Source organism: Aeromicrobium erythreum (genome assembly GCF_001509405.1).
In the GTDB taxonomy this organism is placed as follows: domain Bacteria; phylum Actinomycetota; class Actinomycetes; order Propionibacteriales; family Nocardioidaceae; genus Aeromicrobium; species Aeromicrobium erythreum.
Genome location: NZ_CP011502.1, coordinates 3,377,085 through 3,397,146, shown reverse-complemented (window position 1 = coordinate 3,397,146; position 20,062 = coordinate 3,377,085). Strand labels below are relative to the sequence as shown.

General features: G+C 72.4%; 18 protein-coding genes and 1 tRNA gene. 11 read left to right on the top strand and 8 right to left on the bottom strand.

Translation table 11 applies throughout. The features are described from left to right. Nucleotides 1–13: 13 nt before the first annotated feature. Nucleotides 14–1,651, bottom strand: a complete 1,638-nt coding sequence (murJ, locus tag Aeryth_RS16055) for a murein biosynthesis integral membrane protein MurJ (RefSeq protein WP_067860729.1) — start codon at nucleotides 1,649–1,651, stop codon at nucleotides 14–16. Then, nucleotides 1,644–3,734 carry a DUF6049 family protein gene (locus tag Aeryth_RS16050; RefSeq protein WP_236749895.1) on the bottom strand — a complete coding sequence of 697 codons (2,091 nt, stop codon included), beginning with the start codon at nucleotides 3,732–3,734 and terminating at the stop codon, nucleotides 1,644–1,646. Before Aeryth_RS16050 ends, murJ begins: the two co-directional genes overlap by 8 nt. Nucleotides 3,735–3,850: 116 nt before the next feature. Here Aeryth_RS16050 and Aeryth_RS16045 point away from each other — a divergent pair, with 116 nt between their 5' ends. The 3 genes from Aeryth_RS16045 (at nucleotide 3,851) to Aeryth_RS16035 (ending at nucleotide 7,139) form a co-directional block, all read left to right on the top strand. Beyond that, entirely contained in the window at nucleotides 3,851–5,293 is a 1,443-nt protein-coding gene (locus tag Aeryth_RS16045; RefSeq protein ID WP_067860725.1) for a CCA tRNA nucleotidyltransferase, read from the top strand. Between the two features lie 90 nt (nucleotides 5,294–5,383). Further along, nucleotides 5,384–6,319: a DUF808 domain-containing protein gene (locus Aeryth_RS16040; RefSeq protein ID WP_067860723.1), complete on the top strand. Its 936-nt coding sequence runs from the start codon at nucleotides 5,384–5,386 to the stop codon at nucleotides 6,317–6,319. A 127-nt stretch (nucleotides 6,320–6,446) separates the two neighbouring features. Next, the gene (locus Aeryth_RS16035) at nucleotides 6,447–7,139 is read left to right on the top strand and encodes a hypothetical protein (protein WP_067860721.1); all 693 of its coding nucleotides are present in this window, start codon (nucleotides 6,447–6,449) and stop codon (nucleotides 7,137–7,139) included. An 81-nt stretch (nucleotides 7,140–7,220) separates the two neighbouring features. Here the strand turns inward: Aeryth_RS16035 and Aeryth_RS16030 are convergent, their stop codons facing one another. Beyond that, nucleotides 7,221–8,210 carry a hypothetical protein gene (locus tag Aeryth_RS16030; RefSeq protein ID WP_067860719.1) on the bottom strand — a complete coding sequence of 330 codons (990 nt, stop codon included), beginning with the start codon at nucleotides 8,208–8,210 and terminating at the stop codon, nucleotides 7,221–7,223. 209 nt (nucleotides 8,211–8,419) lie between these two features. Between Aeryth_RS16030 and serS the strand changes: the two genes are divergently transcribed. Further along, complete coding sequence (gene serS, locus Aeryth_RS16025; protein WP_067860717.1) at nucleotides 8,420–9,688, top strand: serine--tRNA ligase; 1,269 nt, start codon at nucleotides 8,420–8,422, stop codon at nucleotides 9,686–9,688. Then, nucleotides 9,685–10,470, top strand: coding sequence for an HAD family hydrolase (locus tag Aeryth_RS16020; protein ID WP_083516508.1), 786 nt, complete (start codon nucleotides 9,685–9,687; stop codon nucleotides 10,468–10,470). The genes serS and Aeryth_RS16020 overlap by 4 nt, the downstream gene beginning before the upstream one ends. A 6-nt stretch (nucleotides 10,471–10,476) precedes the next feature. On the opposite strand, the gene Aeryth_RS16015 is transcribed toward Aeryth_RS16020, so the two are convergent. Genes Aeryth_RS16015 through Aeryth_RS16005 form a run of 3 tightly spaced genes read right to left on the bottom strand, consistent with a single transcriptional unit; the run spans nucleotide 10,477 to nucleotide 12,639 of the window. Further along, nucleotides 10,477–11,031: an HTH domain-containing protein gene (locus Aeryth_RS16015; RefSeq protein ID WP_067860715.1), complete on the bottom strand. Its 555-nt coding sequence runs from the start codon at nucleotides 11,029–11,031 to the stop codon at nucleotides 10,477–10,479. A 35-nt stretch (nucleotides 11,032–11,066) separates the two neighbouring features. Next, entirely contained in the window at nucleotides 11,067–11,618 is a 552-nt protein-coding gene (locus tag Aeryth_RS16010) for a bacterial proteasome activator family protein (protein WP_067860713.1), read from the bottom strand. Nucleotides 11,619–11,667: 49 nt separating this feature from the next. Then, nucleotides 11,668–12,639: an NAD(P)H-quinone oxidoreductase gene (locus tag Aeryth_RS16005; RefSeq protein WP_067860711.1), complete on the bottom strand. Its 972-nt coding sequence runs from the start codon at nucleotides 12,637–12,639 to the stop codon at nucleotides 11,668–11,670. Between the two features lie 683 nt (nucleotides 12,640–13,322). On the opposite strand from Aeryth_RS16005, the gene Aeryth_RS16000 reads away from it, so the two are divergent. The 6 genes from Aeryth_RS16000 to Aeryth_RS15975 all read left to right on the top strand — a co-directional run bounded on the left by Aeryth_RS16000 (nucleotide 13,323) and on the right by Aeryth_RS15975 (nucleotide 18,428). After that, nucleotides 13,323–14,783: a cryptochrome/photolyase family protein gene (locus tag Aeryth_RS16000; protein WP_067861945.1), complete on the top strand. Its 1,461-nt coding sequence runs from the start codon at nucleotides 13,323–13,325 to the stop codon at nucleotides 14,781–14,783. Nucleotides 14,784–14,873: 90 nt separating this feature from the next. Continuing rightward, entirely contained in the window at nucleotides 14,874–15,668 is a 795-nt protein-coding gene (locus tag Aeryth_RS15995) for a carbon-nitrogen hydrolase family protein (protein ID WP_067860709.1), read from the top strand. Then, on the top strand, nucleotides 15,665–16,729 hold the full coding sequence (locus Aeryth_RS18020) for a hypothetical protein (protein ID WP_067860707.1): 1,065 nt from the start codon (nucleotides 15,665–15,667) through the stop codon (nucleotides 16,727–16,729). Before Aeryth_RS15995 ends, Aeryth_RS18020 begins: the two co-directional genes overlap by 4 nt. A 50-nt stretch (nucleotides 16,730–16,779) precedes the next feature. After that, nucleotides 16,780–16,867: transfer RNA gene (locus Aeryth_RS15985), tRNA-Ser, on the top strand. A gap of 506 nt (nucleotides 16,868–17,373) precedes the next feature. After that, complete coding sequence (locus Aeryth_RS15980) at nucleotides 17,374–17,778, top strand: hypothetical protein (protein WP_067860705.1); 405 nt, start codon at nucleotides 17,374–17,376, stop codon at nucleotides 17,776–17,778. Nucleotides 17,779–17,816: 38 nt separating this feature from the next. Beyond that, nucleotides 17,817–18,428 carry a TetR/AcrR family transcriptional regulator gene (locus Aeryth_RS15975; protein WP_067860703.1) on the top strand — a complete coding sequence of 204 codons (612 nt, stop codon included), beginning with the start codon at nucleotides 17,817–17,819 and terminating at the stop codon, nucleotides 18,426–18,428. A gap of 4 nt (nucleotides 18,429–18,432) precedes the next feature. On the opposite strand, the gene trhA is transcribed toward Aeryth_RS15975, so the two are convergent. Then, nucleotides 18,433–19,086, bottom strand: coding sequence for a PAQR family membrane homeostasis protein TrhA (gene trhA / locus Aeryth_RS15970; RefSeq protein WP_067860701.1), 654 nt, complete (start codon nucleotides 19,084–19,086; stop codon nucleotides 18,433–18,435). A gap of 37 nt (nucleotides 19,087–19,123) precedes the next feature. Further along, a complete protein-coding gene (locus Aeryth_RS15965) occupies nucleotides 19,124–20,056 on the bottom strand; it encodes an alpha/beta hydrolase (RefSeq protein ID WP_067860699.1) in 933 nt (310 codons plus the stop codon). Between the last annotated feature and the right edge of the window lie 6 nt (nucleotides 20,057–20,062).

Below are 20,062 nucleotides of genomic sequence, written 5' to 3'. Positions count from 1 at the left end.
AGGTCCTGGCCCGTCAGGCGCCGCGGCCGCGCAGCGAGCGGACAAGGTGCGTGAGCTCCTGCATGCGGGTCAGGCGCGTGCCCACCAGGTAGGCCGCGGCACCGAGACCACCGGCCACGACGAGCGTCACGAGTGCACCGACGGGCTCGCCGCGGTCGAGCCCCACGGCGTCGAGGGCGGCCACGGAGCCGAGCATCGTGCCGACGGCCAGGGCCAGCGAGATCAGCAGCCGGACCGCGAAGACGCGCGTCTCGCGGTCGACCAGGCCGCCGAGCCGGCGTGACAGCAACGTCGCCGAGACGGTCGCGCCGACGGCGTAGGCGATGCCGAACGACAGCGCGAGCATCGGTGCCACGTGCCGCGGCTCCACGTCGTGGGTGAGGACGAGGGCCGCGACGATGTTGGTCGCGGCGACGACCACCTGGACGAAGAACGGCGTCCGGGTGTCCTCGTCGGCGTAGAAGCCGCGCAGCACGAGGTAGTGGATCGTGAAGGCGACCATGGCCGGCGCGAACGCGGCGACGGCGAGGCCGATGGCGTCGGCGTTCGGGCGCAGCGTCGACACGAAGCCGAGCACGCCGGCCGCCGACCAGCCGAGACACCCGACGGCGGCGGCGAGCGGCGCGATGATGGCGAGCGTGACCCGCAGCGTGCGCTGCAGCTCCAGCGCCATGCGGTCGTAGCGGCGCTCCGAGGCCAGGGCCGAGAGGGTGGGGATGATGGCGGTCGCCAGCGACACGGTGATGACGCCGTGCGGCATCTGGCTCACCAGGAAACCGATCTCGTAGACGGCCGAACCGGTGGCCGCGGTCCCCTCGCGCTCTCCGGCGAGCGTGCCCGCCACACCGAGCCGCTGGATGACGATGAACGCGACCTGGTTGGCGGCGATGAAGCCGAGCGTCCAGGCGCCGAGGCGCAGCGTGTGGCCGAGGCCCACGCCGCGGAAGTCGAAGCGTGGCGCGTACCGGAAGCCGGCCTGCCGCAGGAACGGCACGAGCACCAGTGTCTGCACGGCGATGCCGAGGGTCGCGCCGCCGCCGAGCAGCAGCGCCTGCCCGGTGGAGAATCCCCCCGTGCCGCTGGAGGCGCCGTAGAGCACCAGGTACACGGCGAGGGAGCCGATGGCCACCAGGTTGTTGACGATGGGCGCCCACATCATCGGCCCGAACTTCTGCCGAGCGTTGAGCACCTGCCCGACGAGCACGAAGGCGCCGTAGAAGAACACCTGCGGCATGCACAGGTACATCAGCAGCTGCGCCGACTCGCGCTGCGCCTCGTTCCGGGCGGAGAACAGCTCCCCGTCGAACACCACGTGCATGATCAGGGGCACGAGGAGGGTGAGGGCCACTGCCGCGACACCCAGGACCAGCAGTCCGAGCGTGATGACGCGGTTGGCGTACGCGTCGCCACCGTCGGCGTCGTTGCGCATCGCCCGGACGAGCTGGGGCACGAGCACGACGTTGAACACGCCCCCGGCCACCAGGATGTAGAGCGCGTTCGGCACCGTGTTGGCGTTGTTGAAGAGGTCGGCGTTCAGCGCGGTGCCGATGGTCGCCGCGAGCATGAGCAGGCGGCCGAAGCCCGTGACCCTCGACACGACCGTGCCGATCGCCATGCCGGCACTCGCGCGGGCGACGTTGCGCTCAGCCATCGGTCGGGGTCTCCTCGGGGGTCGTGGCGGCGGCCCGTCGGCCACGCAGGAAGCGTCGGCCGAGCGCGAACAGGACGAACAGCCCCGCGGCGCCCATCAGCGCCCACAGGGCCACGCCCACCCGGCTCGACCGCACGTTGAAGGAGTCGGCGCGGCCCACCGCGGTCCCGTCGGGCGAGATCAGCTGCGCCGTCAACGTCGACGAGGTCTGGTCGCCGACGTCGACCTGCACCGTGACCGTGCGTCGCTCGCCGGCCTCCACCTGCACCGGGGCGACGTCGGGGATGCGCAGCGCGGGGTTGCTCGCGCTGATGCGCACGCCGACCCGTACGGCGGTGTCGGTGTCGTTGCTGACCGTGAGCGGGAAGCTCCCCTCGGCGCTGGAGAGCGTGATGGCGGGCGGACCCTCGACGGCGAGCCGGCCCAGCTCCGAGCGCACCCGACCGAGCGCGCCCGTGGCTGCGCGCAGGCCCTCGGCTCGGTCCGAGCGCCAGGCGGTCGACAGCAGACCCGCCGAGGTGCGGTCGGTGCGGGCGGCGAGGTCGTCGCCCTCGACGGCGAGGCCCGCCAGCACGCCACCCTCGCGCGCCAGCTGCTCGACGGCCGTCACCTGCGCCTGCGAGAGCGGCCGCGCCTCCGCGGTGCTCGCGACGTCGCCTCCGTACGCGGCACGACGGGTCGTCATGAGGTCCTCGAGGTCCTCCGGCGAGACGAAGTCGGGGTCGAAGGCGCCCGCGAAGGCGTCGTCGTCGGTGTCGCCGGGGTTCCAGCGCGGGTCGACGAGCACGAACGCGTCCGCCTTGGACTCCGCGTCGCCGCTGCGCTCGAGCGACGCCAGCGCAGCCTCGCTGAGCAGCCGCTGGCGCAGCGTCGCCACCGTCGCGCCGCCGGGCACCCCGACGTCGAGCCCGGCGTCGACGAAGAGCGGTACCGGCCCGCTCTCGGACCGGAGGGTGACGACGGAGCCGAGCCGCGGCTCCCAGTCGGGCACGGCGTCGCGGGTGACGATGACGGGTCGGTCGCCGCTGCCGCGCACCTGGTCGATCAGCTCCGCCGTCGTGCCCCCTCGCGTCGGCCACGTGACGCGGCGACCCGACACCTGGAACTGCGCGAGGGCCGACGACGTCGCCCGCTCGATGGTGCCCATCAGCCGGTCGTGGGCGTCGGAGCGGCTGAGCGCCAGCCAGTCGGGCCGGGCGTAGCCGAGCGTCCACGTGGCGACCCGTCGCGACAGGCCGGTGAGGTCCTCGACGAACGTGCGCGCGGCCTCCCGCTGAGCGTCGTCGAGACGCACGTCGCGCGGCAGGCGCCGACCCTCGGCCAGGTCGTCGACGGCCACCAGCAGGGCGGGGTCGAGCACGAGCGACGTGCCGCCCGAGGGCGCGGAGAGGGCCTGGTCGAGCAGGTTGCGGAGCTGGCCGCCCGGCGCGACGCGCTCGGCCAGACCGGGGGCGTCCATCCACGTGCCGGACGGGCCGAGGCGGTCGGGCAGCACGAACGGCCACACCAGGCCGCCCGGCACGCGCGTCGAGTCGCGGTCGAGGCGCGGCAGGAAGGTGGTGGCGCGGGCGATCGCGGCGTTGTCGCGCGTGCCGTCCTCGGCCGTCGCGAGCACCTGGACGCCCACCGGGTAGACGCCCTCGGCGTCGGAGACGCGCAGCTGCGCGTAGGGCACCCGCACGCGGAACGGTCGGGTGCTGCCGGGGGCGAGGGTGCCGACCTCGTCGATCGAGTCGAGCTCGACGACGCGCTCGCCCGTGTAGCTGGCCTGGCTCTCGACCGCGTCGCTCACCTGCTGGCGCGTGGTGAACGGCGTCCGCGCGATCACGAGGTAGGCCTGCGCCTTCGTCCAGCGCTCCTTGCCGCGGTTGGTGATCGTGCCGGTGAGCGTGACGGTGGCGCCGTCGCGCAGCTCCGTGGGGCTCACGCCGGTGATCCGCACGGCCACGTCAGGGTCGACGGCGGCCTGGGCGGGCGCGGCGACGGCGACCGTCAACGAGCCGCCGAGCAGCATCGCAAGGGCGCACGCGACCAGGCGCACCAGAGCTCCCGGGCCCGGACGCACACGTCGGGCCGGGTTCATCACCCGCCCATCGTAGTGGTCGGGCCCCACCGGTCCGGCCACCTCGACCGCGCGCGCTGCGGTCGTCGCAGCACGGCCCCGGGCCGCGCGGGTGCGGCGCACTACACTCGGGGCCCGTGTCCGCCCCCTCCTCGTCCTACGACGCCTCCGCCGTGCGCGCCGCCGCCGACGCGGTGCTGCGCGACCACCCCGTGCTCGCCGAGCTGGGCGGTCTGTTCGCGACAGCGGGTCACGAGCTGGCGCTCGTGGGCGGACCGGTGCGCGACGCGCTGCTCGGACGTCGGGTCAGCGACCTCGACCTGACGACGTCGGCCCGACCCGACGACGTCGAGCGTCTCGTCGCCGGCTGGGCGGACGCCGTGTGGGACGTGGGCCGGGAGTTCGGCACGCTCGGCCTGCGCAAGGGCGACGACCAGATCGAGATCACGACCTACCGCACCGACGCCTACGACCCGACGTCGCGCAAGCCGCAGGTGGCCTTCGGCGACACGCTCCAGGGCGACCTGTCGCGCCGCGACTTCACGGTCAACGCCCTCGCGCTGCGGCTGCCGTCGGCGGAGTTCGTCGACGAGTTCGGTGGACTCGGCGACCTCGCCGCCGGGGTGCTGCGCACGCCGGTGACGCCCGAGCAGTCCTTCAGCGACGACCCGCTGCGCATGATGCGGGCGGCCCGGTTCGTCGCGCAGCTCGGCTTCGAGGCCGACGCGGCCACGACGGCGGCGATGACCGCGATGGCCGAGCGGATCGAGATCGTGTCGGCCGAGCGGGTGCGTGACGAGCTGGTCAAGCTCGTGTGCGGGCGCGAGCCCGTGGCCGGGCTGCGGCTGCTCGTCGACACCGGCCTCGCCGAGCACGTGCTGCCCGAGCTGCCGGCACTGCGACTGACCGCCGACGAGCACCACCGCCACAAGGACGTCTACGAGCACTCGCTGACCGTGCTGGAGCAGGCCGTCGAGCTGGAGCACCGGCTCGAGCAGCGTCCCGACTTCGTCGTCCGGTTCGCCGCGCTGGTGCACGACATCGGCAAGCCGCGCACGCGTCGCTTCCTCGACGACGGCACGGTGACGTTCCACCACCACGACGTGGTGGGCGCCAAGATGACGCGCAAGCGCATGAAGGCGCTGCGCTTCAGCAACGAGCAGATCGCGCAGGTCGGCCTGCTCGTGGAGCTGCACCTGCGCTTCCACGGCTACGGCTCGGGGGAGTGGACCGACGCCGCCGTGCGCCGCTACGTCCGCGACGCCGGCGACCAGCTGGAGCGGCTGCACATCCTCACCCGCGCCGACTGCACCACCCGCAACCGGCGCAAGGCCCAGCGGCTGCAGCGCACGTACGACGACCTCGAGCGCCGCATCGAGCAGCTGGCCGCGCAGGAGGAGCTCGACGCCATCCGGCCCGACCTCGACGGCAACCAGATCCAGCAGCTCCTCGGCATCGGCCCGGGCCGCGAGGTCGGCGAGGCGTACCGGTTCCTGCTCGACCTGCGCCTCGACCGCGGACCGCTGGGCGAGGACCTCGCCGCCGAGGCGCTGCGCGCCTGGTGGTCGGCCCGGTCCTGACCTCCCCTCCCCAGCGGGGCGACGATCGGTCAGGACGCGCCGACCCGGCGGGCCTACCCTTGACCCCATGACTGCAGCGGGAGCCCTCTGATGGCCGGCGGACTGGTCGCCCTCCTCGACGACGTCGCCGCGCTCGCGCGCCTGGCGGCCGCGTCGGTCGACGACGTCGGTGCCGCGGCAGGCCGGGCGAGCGCCAAGGCAGCGGGCGTGGTGGTCGACGACGCCGCCGTCACACCGCGTTACGTGCAGGGCCTCGACCCGAGGCGTGAGCTGTCGGTCATCGGCCGCATCGCACGGGGCTCGCTGGTCAACAAGCTCGCGATCATCCTTCCCGCGCTGCTGCTGCTCAGCCAGTTCGTGCCGTGGCTGCTCACGCCGCTGCTCATGCTCGGCGGCGCCTACCTCTGCTTCGAGGGTGCCGAGAAGCTCTGGGAGAAGGTGGCGGGTCACGCGACGACCGAGGAGCCGCGCTCCGTCGGCGGCGCCGACCAGGAGAAGGCCGTCGTGAGCAGCGCCGTGCGCACCGACTTCATCCTCTCCGCGGAGATCATGGTCATCGCGCTCAAGGAGGTCACCGACGAGCCGTTCGTGTCGCGGGCGGTCATCCTCGCCGTCGTCGGCGTCGGCATCACCGCGCTGGTGTACGGCGTGGTCGCGCTGATCGTGAAGATGGACGACGTCGGTCTCGCCCTCACCGAGCGGTCGTCGTCGGCAGCACAGTCCCTCGGGCGGGGGCTCGTGAAGGCGATGCCGAAGGTTCTGGCCACGCTGGCCGCCGTGGGTGTCGTGGCCATGCTGTGGGTCGGCGGGCACATCCTGCTGGTCGGCACCGACGACCTCGGGTGGCACGCGCTCTACGACCTGGTCCACCACGCCGAGGAGGCCGTGCACGACGCGGTCGCCGGCGGCCTCGGGTCCGTCCTGGCGTGGCTGACGAACACGTTCTTCTCCGCCCTGCTCGGGCTCGCGGTCGGCGCGGTGGTGGTCACCGCGCTGCACCTCGTGCCCCGCCGCAGGCGGCACTGAACGGCATGGTCGCGGTCGGCACTGAACGGCACGAACGTCCAGGTCTGACCCCCTCCGGTGGTCGAGGCGTCTTCCGACGTCGCTAGGGTCCCGTCTGGGAAGATCCACCAACATTCGGGAGACCATCGTGACCATCCGTCGCACGTGCACCGCCGCCGTCGCCACCCTCGCCCTGCTGGGCCTCGCTGCCTGCGGGTCCGACGACGAGCCGCAGGCCGAGTCGAGCAGCTCGGCCTCCGCGAGCTCCTCGCCCAGCGCCGAGGCGACCGAGGAGTCGACGTCGACCGAGGGTGCGCCCGCCTGGGCCAAGCCCGTCACCACGCCCGGCACGAAGATCGGCACCGTGAAGGCCGGCGACGTGACCGTCGACGTCTACCAGGTCGGTACCACCAAGGCCACGAAGACCGGCAACTTCGTGGACCCGAAGGACAACAAGCCGATCATCGCCGTGGGTGACGAGATCGTGTTCGTCAACTACGTCGTCACCAACACCGGCGACCCCGTCGACCTCGGCTCCTCGCTCGTCGACGTCTCGGCGCGCTACGTCGACTGGCCGTACCTGCAGGGCATGGACGGCATCACCGACAACGACCTCTACGAGGCGCAGGACGTCCAGACCTCCGGCGTCGCCCCCGGCGCCTTCGCCGAGCCCTCCGTCTACACCCTCGGGAAGGGTGAGACGTTCTCCTACGGCGAGAACTTCCGCTACGAGAAGGGCACGAAGCTCGAGGTCAAGGTCACCTACACCCCCGTCGACGCCGAGGGCGAGCTGCTCCACGACGACCGCGTCGAGGGCGAGGGCTCGGCGACGATCTCCTGACCCCCCAAGCGGTAGGTAGCGCGCGGAATGCGGACCAGCGGTAGGTGGCGCGTGCCACGAGGGACGCAGACCGCGCGCCACCTACCGCCTGGCCGGGGGAAGAGGGCGGGGACCGGCCGGCGAGAGCCGAGGCGCCAAGGTCATGGCACGAGCCACGGGAAGCGTGAGGGAGTCGGTCGCTGCGCCGAACGTGGGCGCAGGACCGTCGTAGCCGCGCTCGACCAGAGCCTCGTGGATCCGACGGATCATCGTCCGGGGCATGGCGTACAGCTCGCGGGTGATCTGCACGTAGGCGGCGTCGAACGAACGGATCCGTCGGTACCGGTCGATGTCGGCCACGTACTGGTGTCGGTCGACCTGGTGGTGCAGGCCCTCGTACTCCGCGGCCAGACGCCAGGTGCGCCACCACCAGTCGACGATCGCCACGAGTCGATCCCTGTCGCGTACCTCGGCGTTCGACTCGGGGCGGGGCAGGCCTGCGGCGTGCATCCAGGTACGGATCCTCGACTCCTGCGGTGATCTCGAGCCCGGGTCCAGCAGCGGCCACACCCACCACGCCTCCGGCACGCCCTCGCGCCAGTGGTCCCTCGTGCAGAACTGCCGGAACCGCTCGGTATCCACTCCGTGCTCACGCCGCAGCCAGTCGCCGGCCGCCACGGCGTCGAGCAACGAGAGCGTGCGACACGCCTCCACCCAGGCCGCCAGCGGGGAGACGAGGCGACCGCGATGCTCCGGCATCACGTCCGTGCGATGGATGAAGACGTCCGGAGACGTGCGGTGCAGGTCGTGGGCCACGACGAGCTGCAACGGCCGATGCGGTCCGATGTCGAGTCCGAGCTGTTGCAGCCGGGTGACTCCGGTGAGGCAGGCATCGTCCGGTGCGTACAGGAGGGCAGCCTGGTGCCAGTCGGGTTCGGACATGACGTGCGTGCGCACGACCCACACGCGCGGCAGGAGTCGGCGGTAGGCAGCGCCGCGCAGTCGGTCGTGGGTGACGCCGACGGCGGCCGCGTCGTCGACGTGGAACGGTCCGCGGAGGAGGGCCTCGGGAATCTGGGCTGGTCTGGGCATGCGTCCACTCGACCGCGCGGCGAGCGGCAGGCACAGGCTGCGACGGCTGGCTGTGGACGGCGGGTCCGCAAGCACGGGCCGGCGTCATCGGCGGTGGATGAAGCGCGGTGTCGCAGCCTTGGAGCGCGCGAGACCTACCGGAGCGCGGAGTTCCGCGTCCTACCTACCGCTGAGGGGGAGAGCGCGGCCGGCACGGATAGGCTGACGGGGTGATCGACGCCAGGCTCCTGCGAGACGACCCCGAGTCCCTCCGAGAGGCGCAGCGGCGCCGCGGGGAGGACCCCTCCCTCGTCGACGCGCTCGTCGCCGCCGACGAGCGACGTCGCTCGACCATCGCCGCGTTCGAGGCGCTGCGCAGCGAGCAGAAGTCGATGGGCAAGCAGGTCGCGCAGGCGCAGGGCGAGGAGAAGCAGGCGCTCCTCGCGCGCACCAAGGAGCTCAGCGCGCAGGTCAAGGCCGCCGACGCCGACCAGACCGCGGCCGGCGAGGAGTTCACGACGCTGCTCAAGGCGCTGCCCAACCCGGCACCCGACGCCCCGCCCGGTGGCGAGGACGACTTCGTGGTCCTCGAGGAGGTCGGAACCCCCCGCGACTTCGCGGCGGAGGGCTTCGAGCCGCGCGACCACCTCGAGCTCGGCACGCTGCTCGGCGCGATCGACGTCGAGCGCGGCGCGAAGGTGAGCGGCTCGCGCTTCTACTTCCTCACGGGCGTCGGCGCGCAGCTCGAGCTCGCGCTCACCCAGCTGGCCATGTCGAAGGCCGCCGAGTGGGGCTTCACCCCCATCATCCCGCCCGCGCTCGTCAAGCCGCATGCCATGGAGGGCACCGGGTTCCTCGGCCAGGCAGCCGACGACGTCTACCACCTCGAGAAGGACGACCTCTACCTCGTGGGCACGTCGGAGGTGCCGCTCGCGGCGTACCACTCCGACGAGATCCTCGACGGCCCGCGCCACTACGCCGCGTTCAGCCCCTGCTTCCGGCGCGAGGCCGGCTCGCACGGCCGCGACACGCGCGGCATCGTGCGCGTGCACTGGTTCGACAAGGTCGAGATGTTCGTCTACACCTCGCTCGAGGAGTCCTACGCCCAGCACGAGCGCATCCTCGGCTTCGAGAAGCAGTGGCTCGACCTGCTCGAGCTGCCCTACCGGGTCATCGACGTCGCCGCCGGCGACCTCGGCCTCTCGGCGGTCCGCAAGTTCGACTGCGAGGCGTGGATCCCCACGCAGGGCAAGTACCGCGAGGTCAGCTCCGCGTCGAACTGCACGCAGTTCCAGGCCCGGCGCCTCGACATCCGCAACCGGCTCGACGACGGCGGCACGGAGCCGACCGCCACCCTCAACGGCACGCTCTGCGCCATGCCGCGCATCATCGTCGCGCTGCTCGAGAACGGGCAGCAGGCCGACGGCTCGGTGCGTCTCCCCGCGGCGCTGCACCCCTTCCTCGGCGAGGTCCTGCAGCCGGTCGGGGCGCGCGCATGACGAGCTGGCGTCCGAAGATCGTCGCGCTCGACGTCGACGGCACGATGGTCGACTGGGAGAACCGGATGACCGACACGGTGCGCGAGGCCGTGCACGCCATCAAGGACTCCGGCGTCCACGTCGTCATCTCCACCGGTCGGGCCATCCCCGGCGTGCTCGACGCGGCCCGCAACCTACGCCTCGACGACGGCATTGCCGTGGCCAGCAACGGGGCCGTCGTGCACACCTACTCGCCCGTCGAGGTCGTGCACACGGTCACCTTCGACGCCAGCGAGGCCGTGCGCCGCGTGCTCGAGCACATCCCCGACGCGCTCGTCGCCGTCGAGGAGGTCGGCACGGGGTACCGGATCAGTGCGCCGTTCCCGGAGTGGGAGATCGACGGCACCGTCACCATCCAGACGGTCGACGAGCTCGTGGCCGAGCCGGTCACCCGCGTCATCATCCGCGCCCCCGAGCACGACGTCGAGGAGTTCGGCCGGCTCGTGCACGGGCTCGGCCTCAACGAGGTGAACTACAACATCGGCTACACGGCGTGGCTCGACATCGCCCCTGACGGCGTCTCGAAGGCGTCCGGCCTCGAGGTCGTCTGCGAGCGGCTCGGCGTCGACCGGGCCGACGTGCTCGCCGTCGGTGACGGCATGAACGACTACGAGATGCTGCGCTGGGCCGGACGCGGTGTCGCGATGGGCCAGGGCTCGGACGAGCTGAAGGCCGTCGCCGACGACGTCACCGGCACGGTGCTCGAGGACGGACTGGCCACCGAGCTGCGCCGCTGGCTGTAGGTCGTCTCAGGCGAGGCGCGCGGCGTCGAGCGTGTCGAACGCGTCGAGGACGTCGTCGACCGTCGGCACCCGGCGGGGGCTGGGCGCGACCTGCACGTCGGCCTGGGCGGCCTCGGCGCGGGCCCGGCGCAGGTGACGCTTGATGGTCGACGTCGAGCAGCCCAGCCGCTCGGCGAGCTGCTGGCAGGTGTCCTTCGGGTGCGTGGTGCGCGCCGTGAGCACCGCCTCGTGGCTCACGGGGCCGGCGCCGCTGCGGGCGGGGCCGTACGAGCCGGTGGGTGTGGCGTCGACGACGATGCCGAGGCTGTCGCGGATGGCGGCGCGGTCGGCCTCGGTGGTGCAGGCGACGAAGCCGGACACGTCGACCTCGACGACCGCGCGGTAGAGGCAGTCGACGAGCATGGGGCAGCCTGCGCAGCGGCGGTGCGCCTGCGCCAGCACCTCGCCCATCCCGGCGCGGCTGGCCGCGTCGAGCTCGTGCGCGCCGAGGTACAGGCGCTCGTCACGGAAGACGGGCTCCCGGGTGCACGGAGGCGCGTCGATGTCGGTCACGATGGTCATGGGTCCCTCTCCCGTTCGCATCCTTTGGCGACACCCTAGAGGTACATGCCTCCCGTGGGAGCCGATTGCGACGAATCGGTACTTTGGTCACCTTCGGTGCCGTTTGACTGCGGAAGTGCCAGCCTCATGTTCTGGAACTGCGCCTGGGCCTGCACCTGCTGCGCGTAGAGCGCGGCCTGGATGCCGTGGAACAGCCCCTCGAGCCAGCCGACCAGCTGCGCCTGGGCGATCCGCAGCTCCGCGTCGGAGGGCGCCTCGTCCTCGAACGGCAGGCTGAGCCGCTGCAGCTCGGCCACCAGCTCCGGCGCGAGCCCGTCCTCGAGCTCCTTCACCGACTGGCGGTGGATCTCGCGCAGACGGACCCGGCTGGCGTCGTCGAGCGGGGCCGCCTTCACCTCCTCGAGAAGCTGACGGATCATGCCGCCGATGCGCATGACCTTCGCCGGCTGCTCCACCAGGTCGCCCAGCGCGGTGCCACGCTGCTGCGGCTCGACGTCGCCTCCGGGCGCGGCCGAGCCGTGCACGGGGGAACCGTCGGGGCCGATCACCTGGGGCGGGATCGCGGACTCACGGGGAGCATCAGTCATGTCTCCACCCTAGGAGAGCACGCCGACACGCACCCCTCGGCCGCGTCGCTCAGAGCGTCAGCAGCACCTTGCCGGTGTGCGAGGAGTCCTCGAGCAGCTGGTGGGCGTCGCGCACCTGCTCCAACGGCAGGCGGGCGTGGATGATCGGGCGCACGGTGCCCTCGGCCACCAGGGGCCACACCTGCGCGACCATCGCCGACACGATCGCCGCCTTCTCCTGCGTCGGCCGTGCCCGCAGCGACGTCGCCATGACCGCTGCACGCTTCATGAGGAGCCGGTTGAGGTTCAGCTCGCCCTTGACGCCGCCCTGCAGGCCGATGACGACCAGCCGGCCGGCCGTGTTCAGGGCGCGGACGTTCTGGTCGAGGTACTTCGCGCCGATGATGTCGAGGATGACGTCGGCCTTGAGCCCCGCCTCGTCGAGTGCGTCGACGAAGTCGGTCTCGCGGTAGTTGACGACCAGGTCGGCGCCGAGGTCGCGGCAGAAGGCCGCCTTCTCCTCGCTGCCGACGGTGACCACGACCCGCGCGCCGAACGCCTTCGCCAGCTGGATCGCCATCGTGCCGATGCCGCTCGCGCCACCGTGCACCAGCAGCGTCTCGCCGTGCTGCAGCTTGGCCATCATGAACACGTTCGACCAGACGGTGGCCGCGACCTCCATGAGTCCGGCCGCGTCGACGAGGTCGATGTCGCGCGGCGCCATCGCGACCTGCCCGACCGGCACCGCCACGTACTCCGCGTAGCCACCACCGGACAGCAGCGCCACGACGTGCTCGCCGACCGTGTACTCGCTGACCCCCTCGCCCAGCGCGACCACGTCGCCCGAGCACTCCAGGCCCAGCACGTGCGTCGCGCCCTCCGGCGGGTCGTAGAACCCCTGCCGCTGCATCAGGTCGGCCCGGTTGACGCCGGCCGCGGTGACCCGCACCAGCACCTCACCGGGCCCCGGCTCAGGCGTCTCGACGTCGACGACCTGCAGGGCCTCGACCCCACCCGGCTCCGGAACCACGACAGCACGCATGCGTCCGAGGCTAGCCGCGCCCTTCCGCGTCCGCCTCGGCGGTCACGAGGTGGACGGGCGTGGGGTTCCTCGACCTGCGGCTGCATGGGTGCGGCTCCTCGGTCGGTGGAGCTGCGCTGGCGCGGCTCTGACTCGTCCTGCGCTCCGAAAGGGCCTCGACCGGGCGGCTGGGTGGGGGCCGGCTTCGGGTCTCGGGCTGTGGCTCGCGTGGGCGCAAGGATCTGCGTTCGCGTGCTGAATGGCCAAGGATGCTGCGTTTGCTACGGGATCCCGTCGTGAACGCAGAAGCGTTCGGTCTCGATCACGCGGAGGCAGAATCTTGGCTGCCCTTCACACCCCTCGCCCCCCAGCGGTGGATCAGCCACCTGAACAGGCCTCAGAAGGTGGCAGATCCACCGCCCAAGACGCGCGAACGCAGAATCTTGCGTCCACCCCGTGCCGAAGACACAGCCCGAGACCCCAGACCAGTGCCGTCGCCAGCCGCCCCGTCGAGGCCCTTTCGGAGCGCAGGTCCACGAGAAGCCGCGCCGACGCAGCCCCACCCGAGCACGAAGCCGCGCCAGCGCAGCCCCACCCGAGCGAGAACCCACACCGACGCAGCCGCAGGACGAGATCTCGCGCGGAGAGCCACCCCCACCCCACTGGACAGGCGGACCCCCGCACCCCGCCCTAGCGTGGACGTCGTGAGTCGACGCGTCCGTCTGGTGCTGCCCCACCAGCTGTTCCTGGAGCACCTGGAGGCGCCGTCGGGCACGACGTTCGTGCTGGTCGAGCACGACCTGCTCTTCCGGCAGTACGCGTTCCACGCGCAGAAGCTGGTGCTGCACCGGGCGTCGATGGAGCGGTTCGGGGAGCGGCTCGCCGATGCCGGTCACGAGGTCGTGCGGGTGCGGACCGACGGGCGGACGACGAGCCGGGCGGCGCTGGCGCGTGAGCTGCGGTCGGGCGACGAGGTGAGCGTGTACGACGTCGTCGACGACTGGCTCGAGCGCGACCTCGAGGCGTGCGCCGACGACGTGGGCGTCGAGCTGGAGTGGCTGGAGACGCCCTGCTTCCTCACCACGCGCGAGCAGGTGCGCGAACAGCTCGGTGGCAAGCGTCCACGCATGCAGCACTTCTACGCGTGGCAGCGGCAGCGTCTCGACGTCCTCGTCGACGGCGACCAGCCCGTCGGCGGGAAGTGGTCGTTCGACGAGGACAACCGCAAGAAGCTGCCGAAGAGCGTCGACGTGCCCGACGTGACACGCCCGGAGCGGACGGACGTGGTCGACGACGCGATCGCCTGGGTCAAGCAGGCCTTCCCCGACGCGCCCGGCGACATCGACGCGTTTGCGTGGCCCACCGACCACGACGAGGCCGCCGCGATGCTCGAGCAGTTCGTCGAGGAGCGGCTCCAGACCTTCGGCCCCTACGAGGACGCGATCACGACCCGGTCGGCGACCGTGTTCCACTCGGTCCTCACCCCGGCACTCAACATCGGCCTGCTCACCCCGGCGCAGGTGCTGGACCGGGTGCTCGCGCACGCCGACGACCACGACGTGCCGCTGGCCTCGCTCGAAGGCTTCGTCCGCCAGGTGATCGGGTGGCGCGAGTACATGCGCGGCGTCTACGTCACGCACGGACGGCGGATGCGCAGCACCAACCACCTCGGCCACACGCGGTCGCTCGCGAGCGGCTGGTGGGATGCGACGACGGGCCTGGCGCCGGTCGACGTCGTGCTCGAGCGTGTCCTGGAGAGCGGCTACGCGCACCACATCGAGCGGCTCATGGTCGTCGGCAACGCGATGTGCCTGATGCGCATCGACCCCGACGACGCCTACGAGTGGTTCATGGCGCTGTTCGTCGACGCCTACGACTGGGTGATGGTGCCCAACGTGTACGCGATGAGCCAGTTCGCGGCGGGTCCGCTCGTCACCACGAAGCCGTACGTGTCCGGGTCGGCGTACCTGCGCCGCATGTCCGACCTGCCGAAGGGCGACTGGTGCGAGGCGTGGGACGGCCTCTACTGGACGTTCGTCCGCGACCACCTCGACGTCTTCGCGACCAACCCGCGCTCGCGCATGATGGCCCGCTCCTACGAGGGCATGGAGCCTGCGACGAAGGCCGCGCACACCCGGGCCGCCGCGCCGTTCCTGCGCGACTGACGCCCGGCTTTGCAGGGCTCACCGGCACCCGAAGGTGGTCGGGAACCGGTCTCATCCCGCTCTCAGTCCGCCCCTGTCACACTGGACGGCATGCGTGTGGCGGCTGTGCAGGTGGCGTCGACGATCGACTCCACCGCGAACCGGGACCTCGTCGAGGCCCGCCTGGCCGCGCTCCCCGCCGGCCTCGACCTCGTCGTCCTTCCCGAGGCGACCATGCACGACTTCGGTCCAGTCGACCACGACCTCGCCGCGGTCGCCGAGCCGCTCGACGGACCCTTCGTCGCGACGCTGGCCGCGCAGGCCCGTCGTCTGGGCGCGACCGTCGTGGCCGGCATGTTCGAGCAGACCGACGACCTGCCCTACAACACGCTCGTGGCGCTGGGCGCCGACGGCGACCTGCGCGCCACGTACCGCAAGATCCACCTCTACGACTCCTTCGGCTACACGGAGTCCTCGCGGCTGCGCGGCGGCGACGTCGAGCCGGTGGTGGTCGACGTCCCGTCGGCCGACGGCTCGTCGACGTCGGTCGGGCTAATGACCTGCTACGACCTGCGGTTCCCCGAGCTGGGTCGCGCCCTCGTCGACGCCGGTGCCGAGCTGCTCGCCGTGCCCGCCGCGTGGGTGGCGGGCGAGCACAAGCTGCACCACTGGCGCACGCTGCTCACCGCCCGAGCGGTGGAGGACGTCGTACCCGTCGTCGCGGCCGCGCAGGGCGGCGAGCGGTACACCGGGCACTCCCTCGTCCTCGACGCGTGGGGCACTACCCTCGCCGAGGGGGATGCAGGAGAGGACGCCGTGGTGACCGCCGAGATCGACCCCGCCGACGTCGCGCGAGCGCGCGAGGTCAATCCGTCACTCGCCAACCGACGGATGGGTCAGCGGTGAGTCGCACGCACGCCACGAGCAGCGGCGGACGCCGTCGGCTCGACGCCTCGGTACCCGTCGACTACGACGTCCCGGTCCGTCAGCCGCGTCTGGAGTCGCCGACCGCCACCCGGTACGCGTTCGCGGCCACGATCGTCGCGTGGGTCGTGGGCGTGCTGGCCGCGGGCTCGTCGCTCGTGGCGGTCGCGCACCCGCAGTGGATCGAGCGGGTGGGTGCGGCGCTGCTGCTCGTCGTGTTCAGCATCGGCCTGACGCACCGCGGCGGTGGCCACATGCGCATCTGGACGGTCGCGTCGTCGGTGCTGGCCGTGGCGGCGGTGGCGACGGGCGTGAACCTGCTCGTGGCCTCGGCGGCGGCGGTGTCGGCGATCCTCGCGAGCGTGTGGGCGGTGGTCGCGACGAGGCCGGCACGCACCGCCGTGGGTGCGGTCAAGGAGTTCGCGATCGCGCTGGTGGTGGCGTTGAGCGGCACGGTGGCGGTGGCGGCGTGGAACGCGCCGGTGGCCTACCAGCGGTTCAACCTCGTGGTGCTGGCTGCGTCGCTGACGGTGGCGATCGCGTTCGTCTGGAACCTCGGCGCCGGTCTGCACGGGCTCGGCAAGCAGAACCTGGCGATCATCTCGGGCGTCGCGATGGTGCTGGTGGTGCTGCTGGCGTACTCCAGCGTGGTGCGCACGCACGGTTCGGAGTCGTTGGTGGAGGGCATCTCGAACGCTGTCACGTGGATGCGGGAGACGGTCGGCGGGGTGCCCCGGCCGGTCGAGGTCTTCATCGGCTTCCCGGCCCTGATCGTCGGGGTGTCGTTGCGGTCGAAGCGGCGCGACGGCTGGTGGGTGCTGGTGTTCGCGGTGCTGGGCACGGGCGTGCTGACGACGTCGCTGGTGTCGCCGGGCGCGTACCCGTCGTACATCGCGCTGTCGACGGCGTACTCGGTGGTGCTGGGCGTGCTGGTGGGCCTGGTGGCGCGGTTCCTGCTGGTGCGCGAGCGCGGGTCGCGGTCGTCGCGGGTGCTGATGCCGACGCTGCGCTCGGAGCCTGGCCGGATCGCGCCGCTGAAGTAGTGCGAGAATCGGCGGTGGCGCCGCCCCGGTCCTGACCTGGCGGCTGCCGTGGAGGGGTGCCGGAGTGGCCGATCGGAACCGCCTTGAAAGCGGTCGTAGCGAGAGCTACCGCGGGTTCGAATCCCGCCCCCTCTGCCACCGGCGCGCAGCGCCCCCTCGCAGAGGGCTCCGGATTCGAGGAGGAGCCGCTGGGGGCACCTCCCGCTTGCGGGGGCGGAACGAGCGGCGACGGAGTCCCGCCCCCTCTGCCACCGGCGCGCAGCGCCCCCTCGTAGAGGGCTCCGGATTCGAGGAGGAGCCGCTGGGGGCACCTCCCGCTTGCGGGGGCGGAACGAGCGGTGACGGAGTCCCGCCCCCTCTGCCACCGGCGCGCAGCGCCCCCTCGTAGAGGGCTCCGGATTCGAGGAGGAGCCGCTGGGGGCACCTCCCGCTTGCGGGGGCGGAACGAGCGGCGACGGAGTTCCGCTCCCTCTGCCACCGGCGCGCAACGGGCCCACGCTGAGCCGTTGCCGAGTGGTCTCGATACGCGGCCAGCGGGAACTGCCGGAGGCTCTATCTCTTGAGTGTGACGTTTCGGGCCCCGAACACCACGAATCGGGCCCCAAACGTCACACTCAGCGGGGTAGGGCAGACTGAAGGACCTCATGACCACCTACCGCCTCGACCGCGCCCCCGCTCTCGCCGTGGTGGGGGTCGTCGTGGTCGTCGCGGCGGTCACGGGCTTCGTCGCGTTCGTGGCGACGTCGGCGCTCGCGGGGGTGGTCACGGTGCTGCTGCTCCTCGCGGCGGTGGTGCTCGTGGCGCGTCCGCCCGTGGTGGCGAGGCTCGACGCGCACGGCATCCGCACGCGCCGGGCGCGGGAGCGCTGGGTCGACGTCGCCGACGTGTCCGTGCGCGACGGCATGCTGCTGCTCGCGCTGGGCGAGGAGGGGGCGGACCAGAAGGCGCTGCGGCTCTCGCTCGCGACGGTGGGCGCGCGGGCGCCGGAGCTCGTGCGCGAGGTGTACGACCGGCTGAACACCGCGCACGGCTACCGTCGCTTCGAGTGACACCGGTCGCCCCGTCCGTCGAACGGTAGGTTCGTCCCGTGCCCTCGACGTCGAAGCCACGCTCCCACTACGCACGCGGCCACCAGCGGCGCGCGGAGGTCGTCGCGGCCACGGTCGAGGTGATCGAGCGGCAGGGCATCGAGGGCGTCACCCACCGGTCCGTGGCTGCTGCCGCGGGGGTGCCGCTGTCGACGACGTCGTACTTCTTCGACTCCCTGGACCACCTGATCGGCGAGGCCGTCACCAAGATCGCCGAGGACGTCGTTGCCGGTGCCGACGCGCTCATCGTGCAGCTGCGGGACGCCGAGGGCGGTTCTCGACGCGAGGTCGTGGAGCGGCTCATCGAGCTGATGTCGGTGCAGCGTCCCGGTCCGCTGGTCGCCCAGTTCGAGGCCTACCTCGCCACCACGCGCCGACCGGAGCTGCGGGCGGCGGTGCAGCGCATCGTCGGCGTGTACGAGGACACCGCCGTCGCCGTGTTCGAGGCGCTGGAGGTCGACGAGCCGCGGCTGGCCGCGCGTCAGCTCGTGGCACTGCTCGACGGACTCGCCCTGCTCTCGGTCGCGGCGCCGCGGCCCGACGACACCGAGGTGCGCCGCGACGCGTTGCGGCGGCTCGCGGCCGTGCATCTCGGCCCCGACTGGGAGTGAGCGGTCAGCCCAGCACGAGCAGGCTGATCGCCACGTACTGGCACGTCCAGGCGGCGATCGTGAACGCGTGGAAGACCTCGTGGAAGCCGAACCACGCCGGCGCGGGGTCGGGCCGCTTCGTCGCGTAGACCACGGCGCCGAGGGTGTAGAGCACGCCGCCGGTGGCGATGAGCACGCCCGCGGCGACGTCGACGCCGAACACGCTGCCGATGAACGGCGCGATGCTCCACCCGAGCACCACGTAGAGCAGGGTCGACAGCCACCGCGGCGCGTCGATCCACAGCAGCCGGAAGCCGACGCCGAGCGCGGCGCCCACCCACACGACGGTGAGCACGGTGGCGCGCTGCCAGTCGTCGAGGGCGGTCACCGCGATAGGGGTGTAGCTGCCGGCGATGATCAGGTAGATGTTCGCGTGGTCGGCCCGCTTCAGGCGACGTTCGACGACGGGCGACCACCGGCCGAGGTGGTAGGTGGCGCTGGTCGCGAACAGCACGAGGCCGGTGAGCCCGTACACGGCGCTCGCCCAGCCGGTGTCGGCCGCGGGGGCGAGGGCCACGAGCACGATGCCGGCTGCGAGCACGAGCGGGGTGGCCGTGGCGTGCAGCCAGCCGCGCAGCCGAGGCTTCGCCACCCGCGCGACGACCTCGGCCACTGGCACCCCGCCGCCTGCGGCACGAGGAGTGCTGGACGACCGGTCAGCCACGAGGGTTCTCGGCCAGGCGTGCGGAGACGTGCCGCCGAGCGGCCTTCGACTCGGGCAGGAACGTCACGGCCGGGAACACGTGGAACCCGCCCGCGGCCTCCACCAGCGAGACGTCGACACCGGCACGACCCGCACGCTCAGCCAGGTCGCGGCAGTCCTGCAGGAACAGGTCCCGGTCACCGACGACGAGGGTGGTCGGGGGCAGCTCGTCGAGGTCCGCGAACCCGGGGCTCACGAGAGGGTCGCGCGGGTCGGTGCCGCCGGCCCAGAGCCGCCCGGCGTGCTGCAGGCCAGGCACGGCGAGGGACGGGTCGCGCGGCTCCACCTGGCCGACCCCGGGGTTGGACATCGTCACGTCGAGCCAGGGCGCGACGAGCACGAGGTGGTCGGGGACGGTCCTGCCCTGGTCGCGCAGGGCGAGCGCGGTGGCGAGCGCGAGGCCACCGCCGGCGGAGTCGCCCGCCCACACGACCCGTGGCCCGTACCTGGCGCGCACCGCGGCGTCGACGTCGAGCATCAGCGGTACGACGGTGGCGGCGGTGCCTGCCGGGGCGAGCGGGTACAGCGGCGCGACGACGCGCGCGTCGTTCTCGGTCGCCAGCGCGGCGATGAGGTCCCAGTGCTGCACGACTGGCGGGTTCACGTACGCGCCGCCGTGCACGTAGACGATGGTGCGGCGGGGGTCGGGACGTCGGGAGTCGACCACCTCCAGGCACCGCACGTCGGCGAGGGTCGTCTCGCGGAACCCGTACCGAGCCGAGTGGCGCCGGCGTGGCGCCGGCACGCCACGCGCGCCGTTGCGCCGACGGTCGTGCTCCGTCTGCTCGGCCGACCCCAGCACGCGCTTGGTGCCGCGCGCGGCCAGGACCTGGCAGACGAGGCGCATCCGCCATGACGGGGAGGAGCGCAGGAGGATGGTGTCCATGGACTC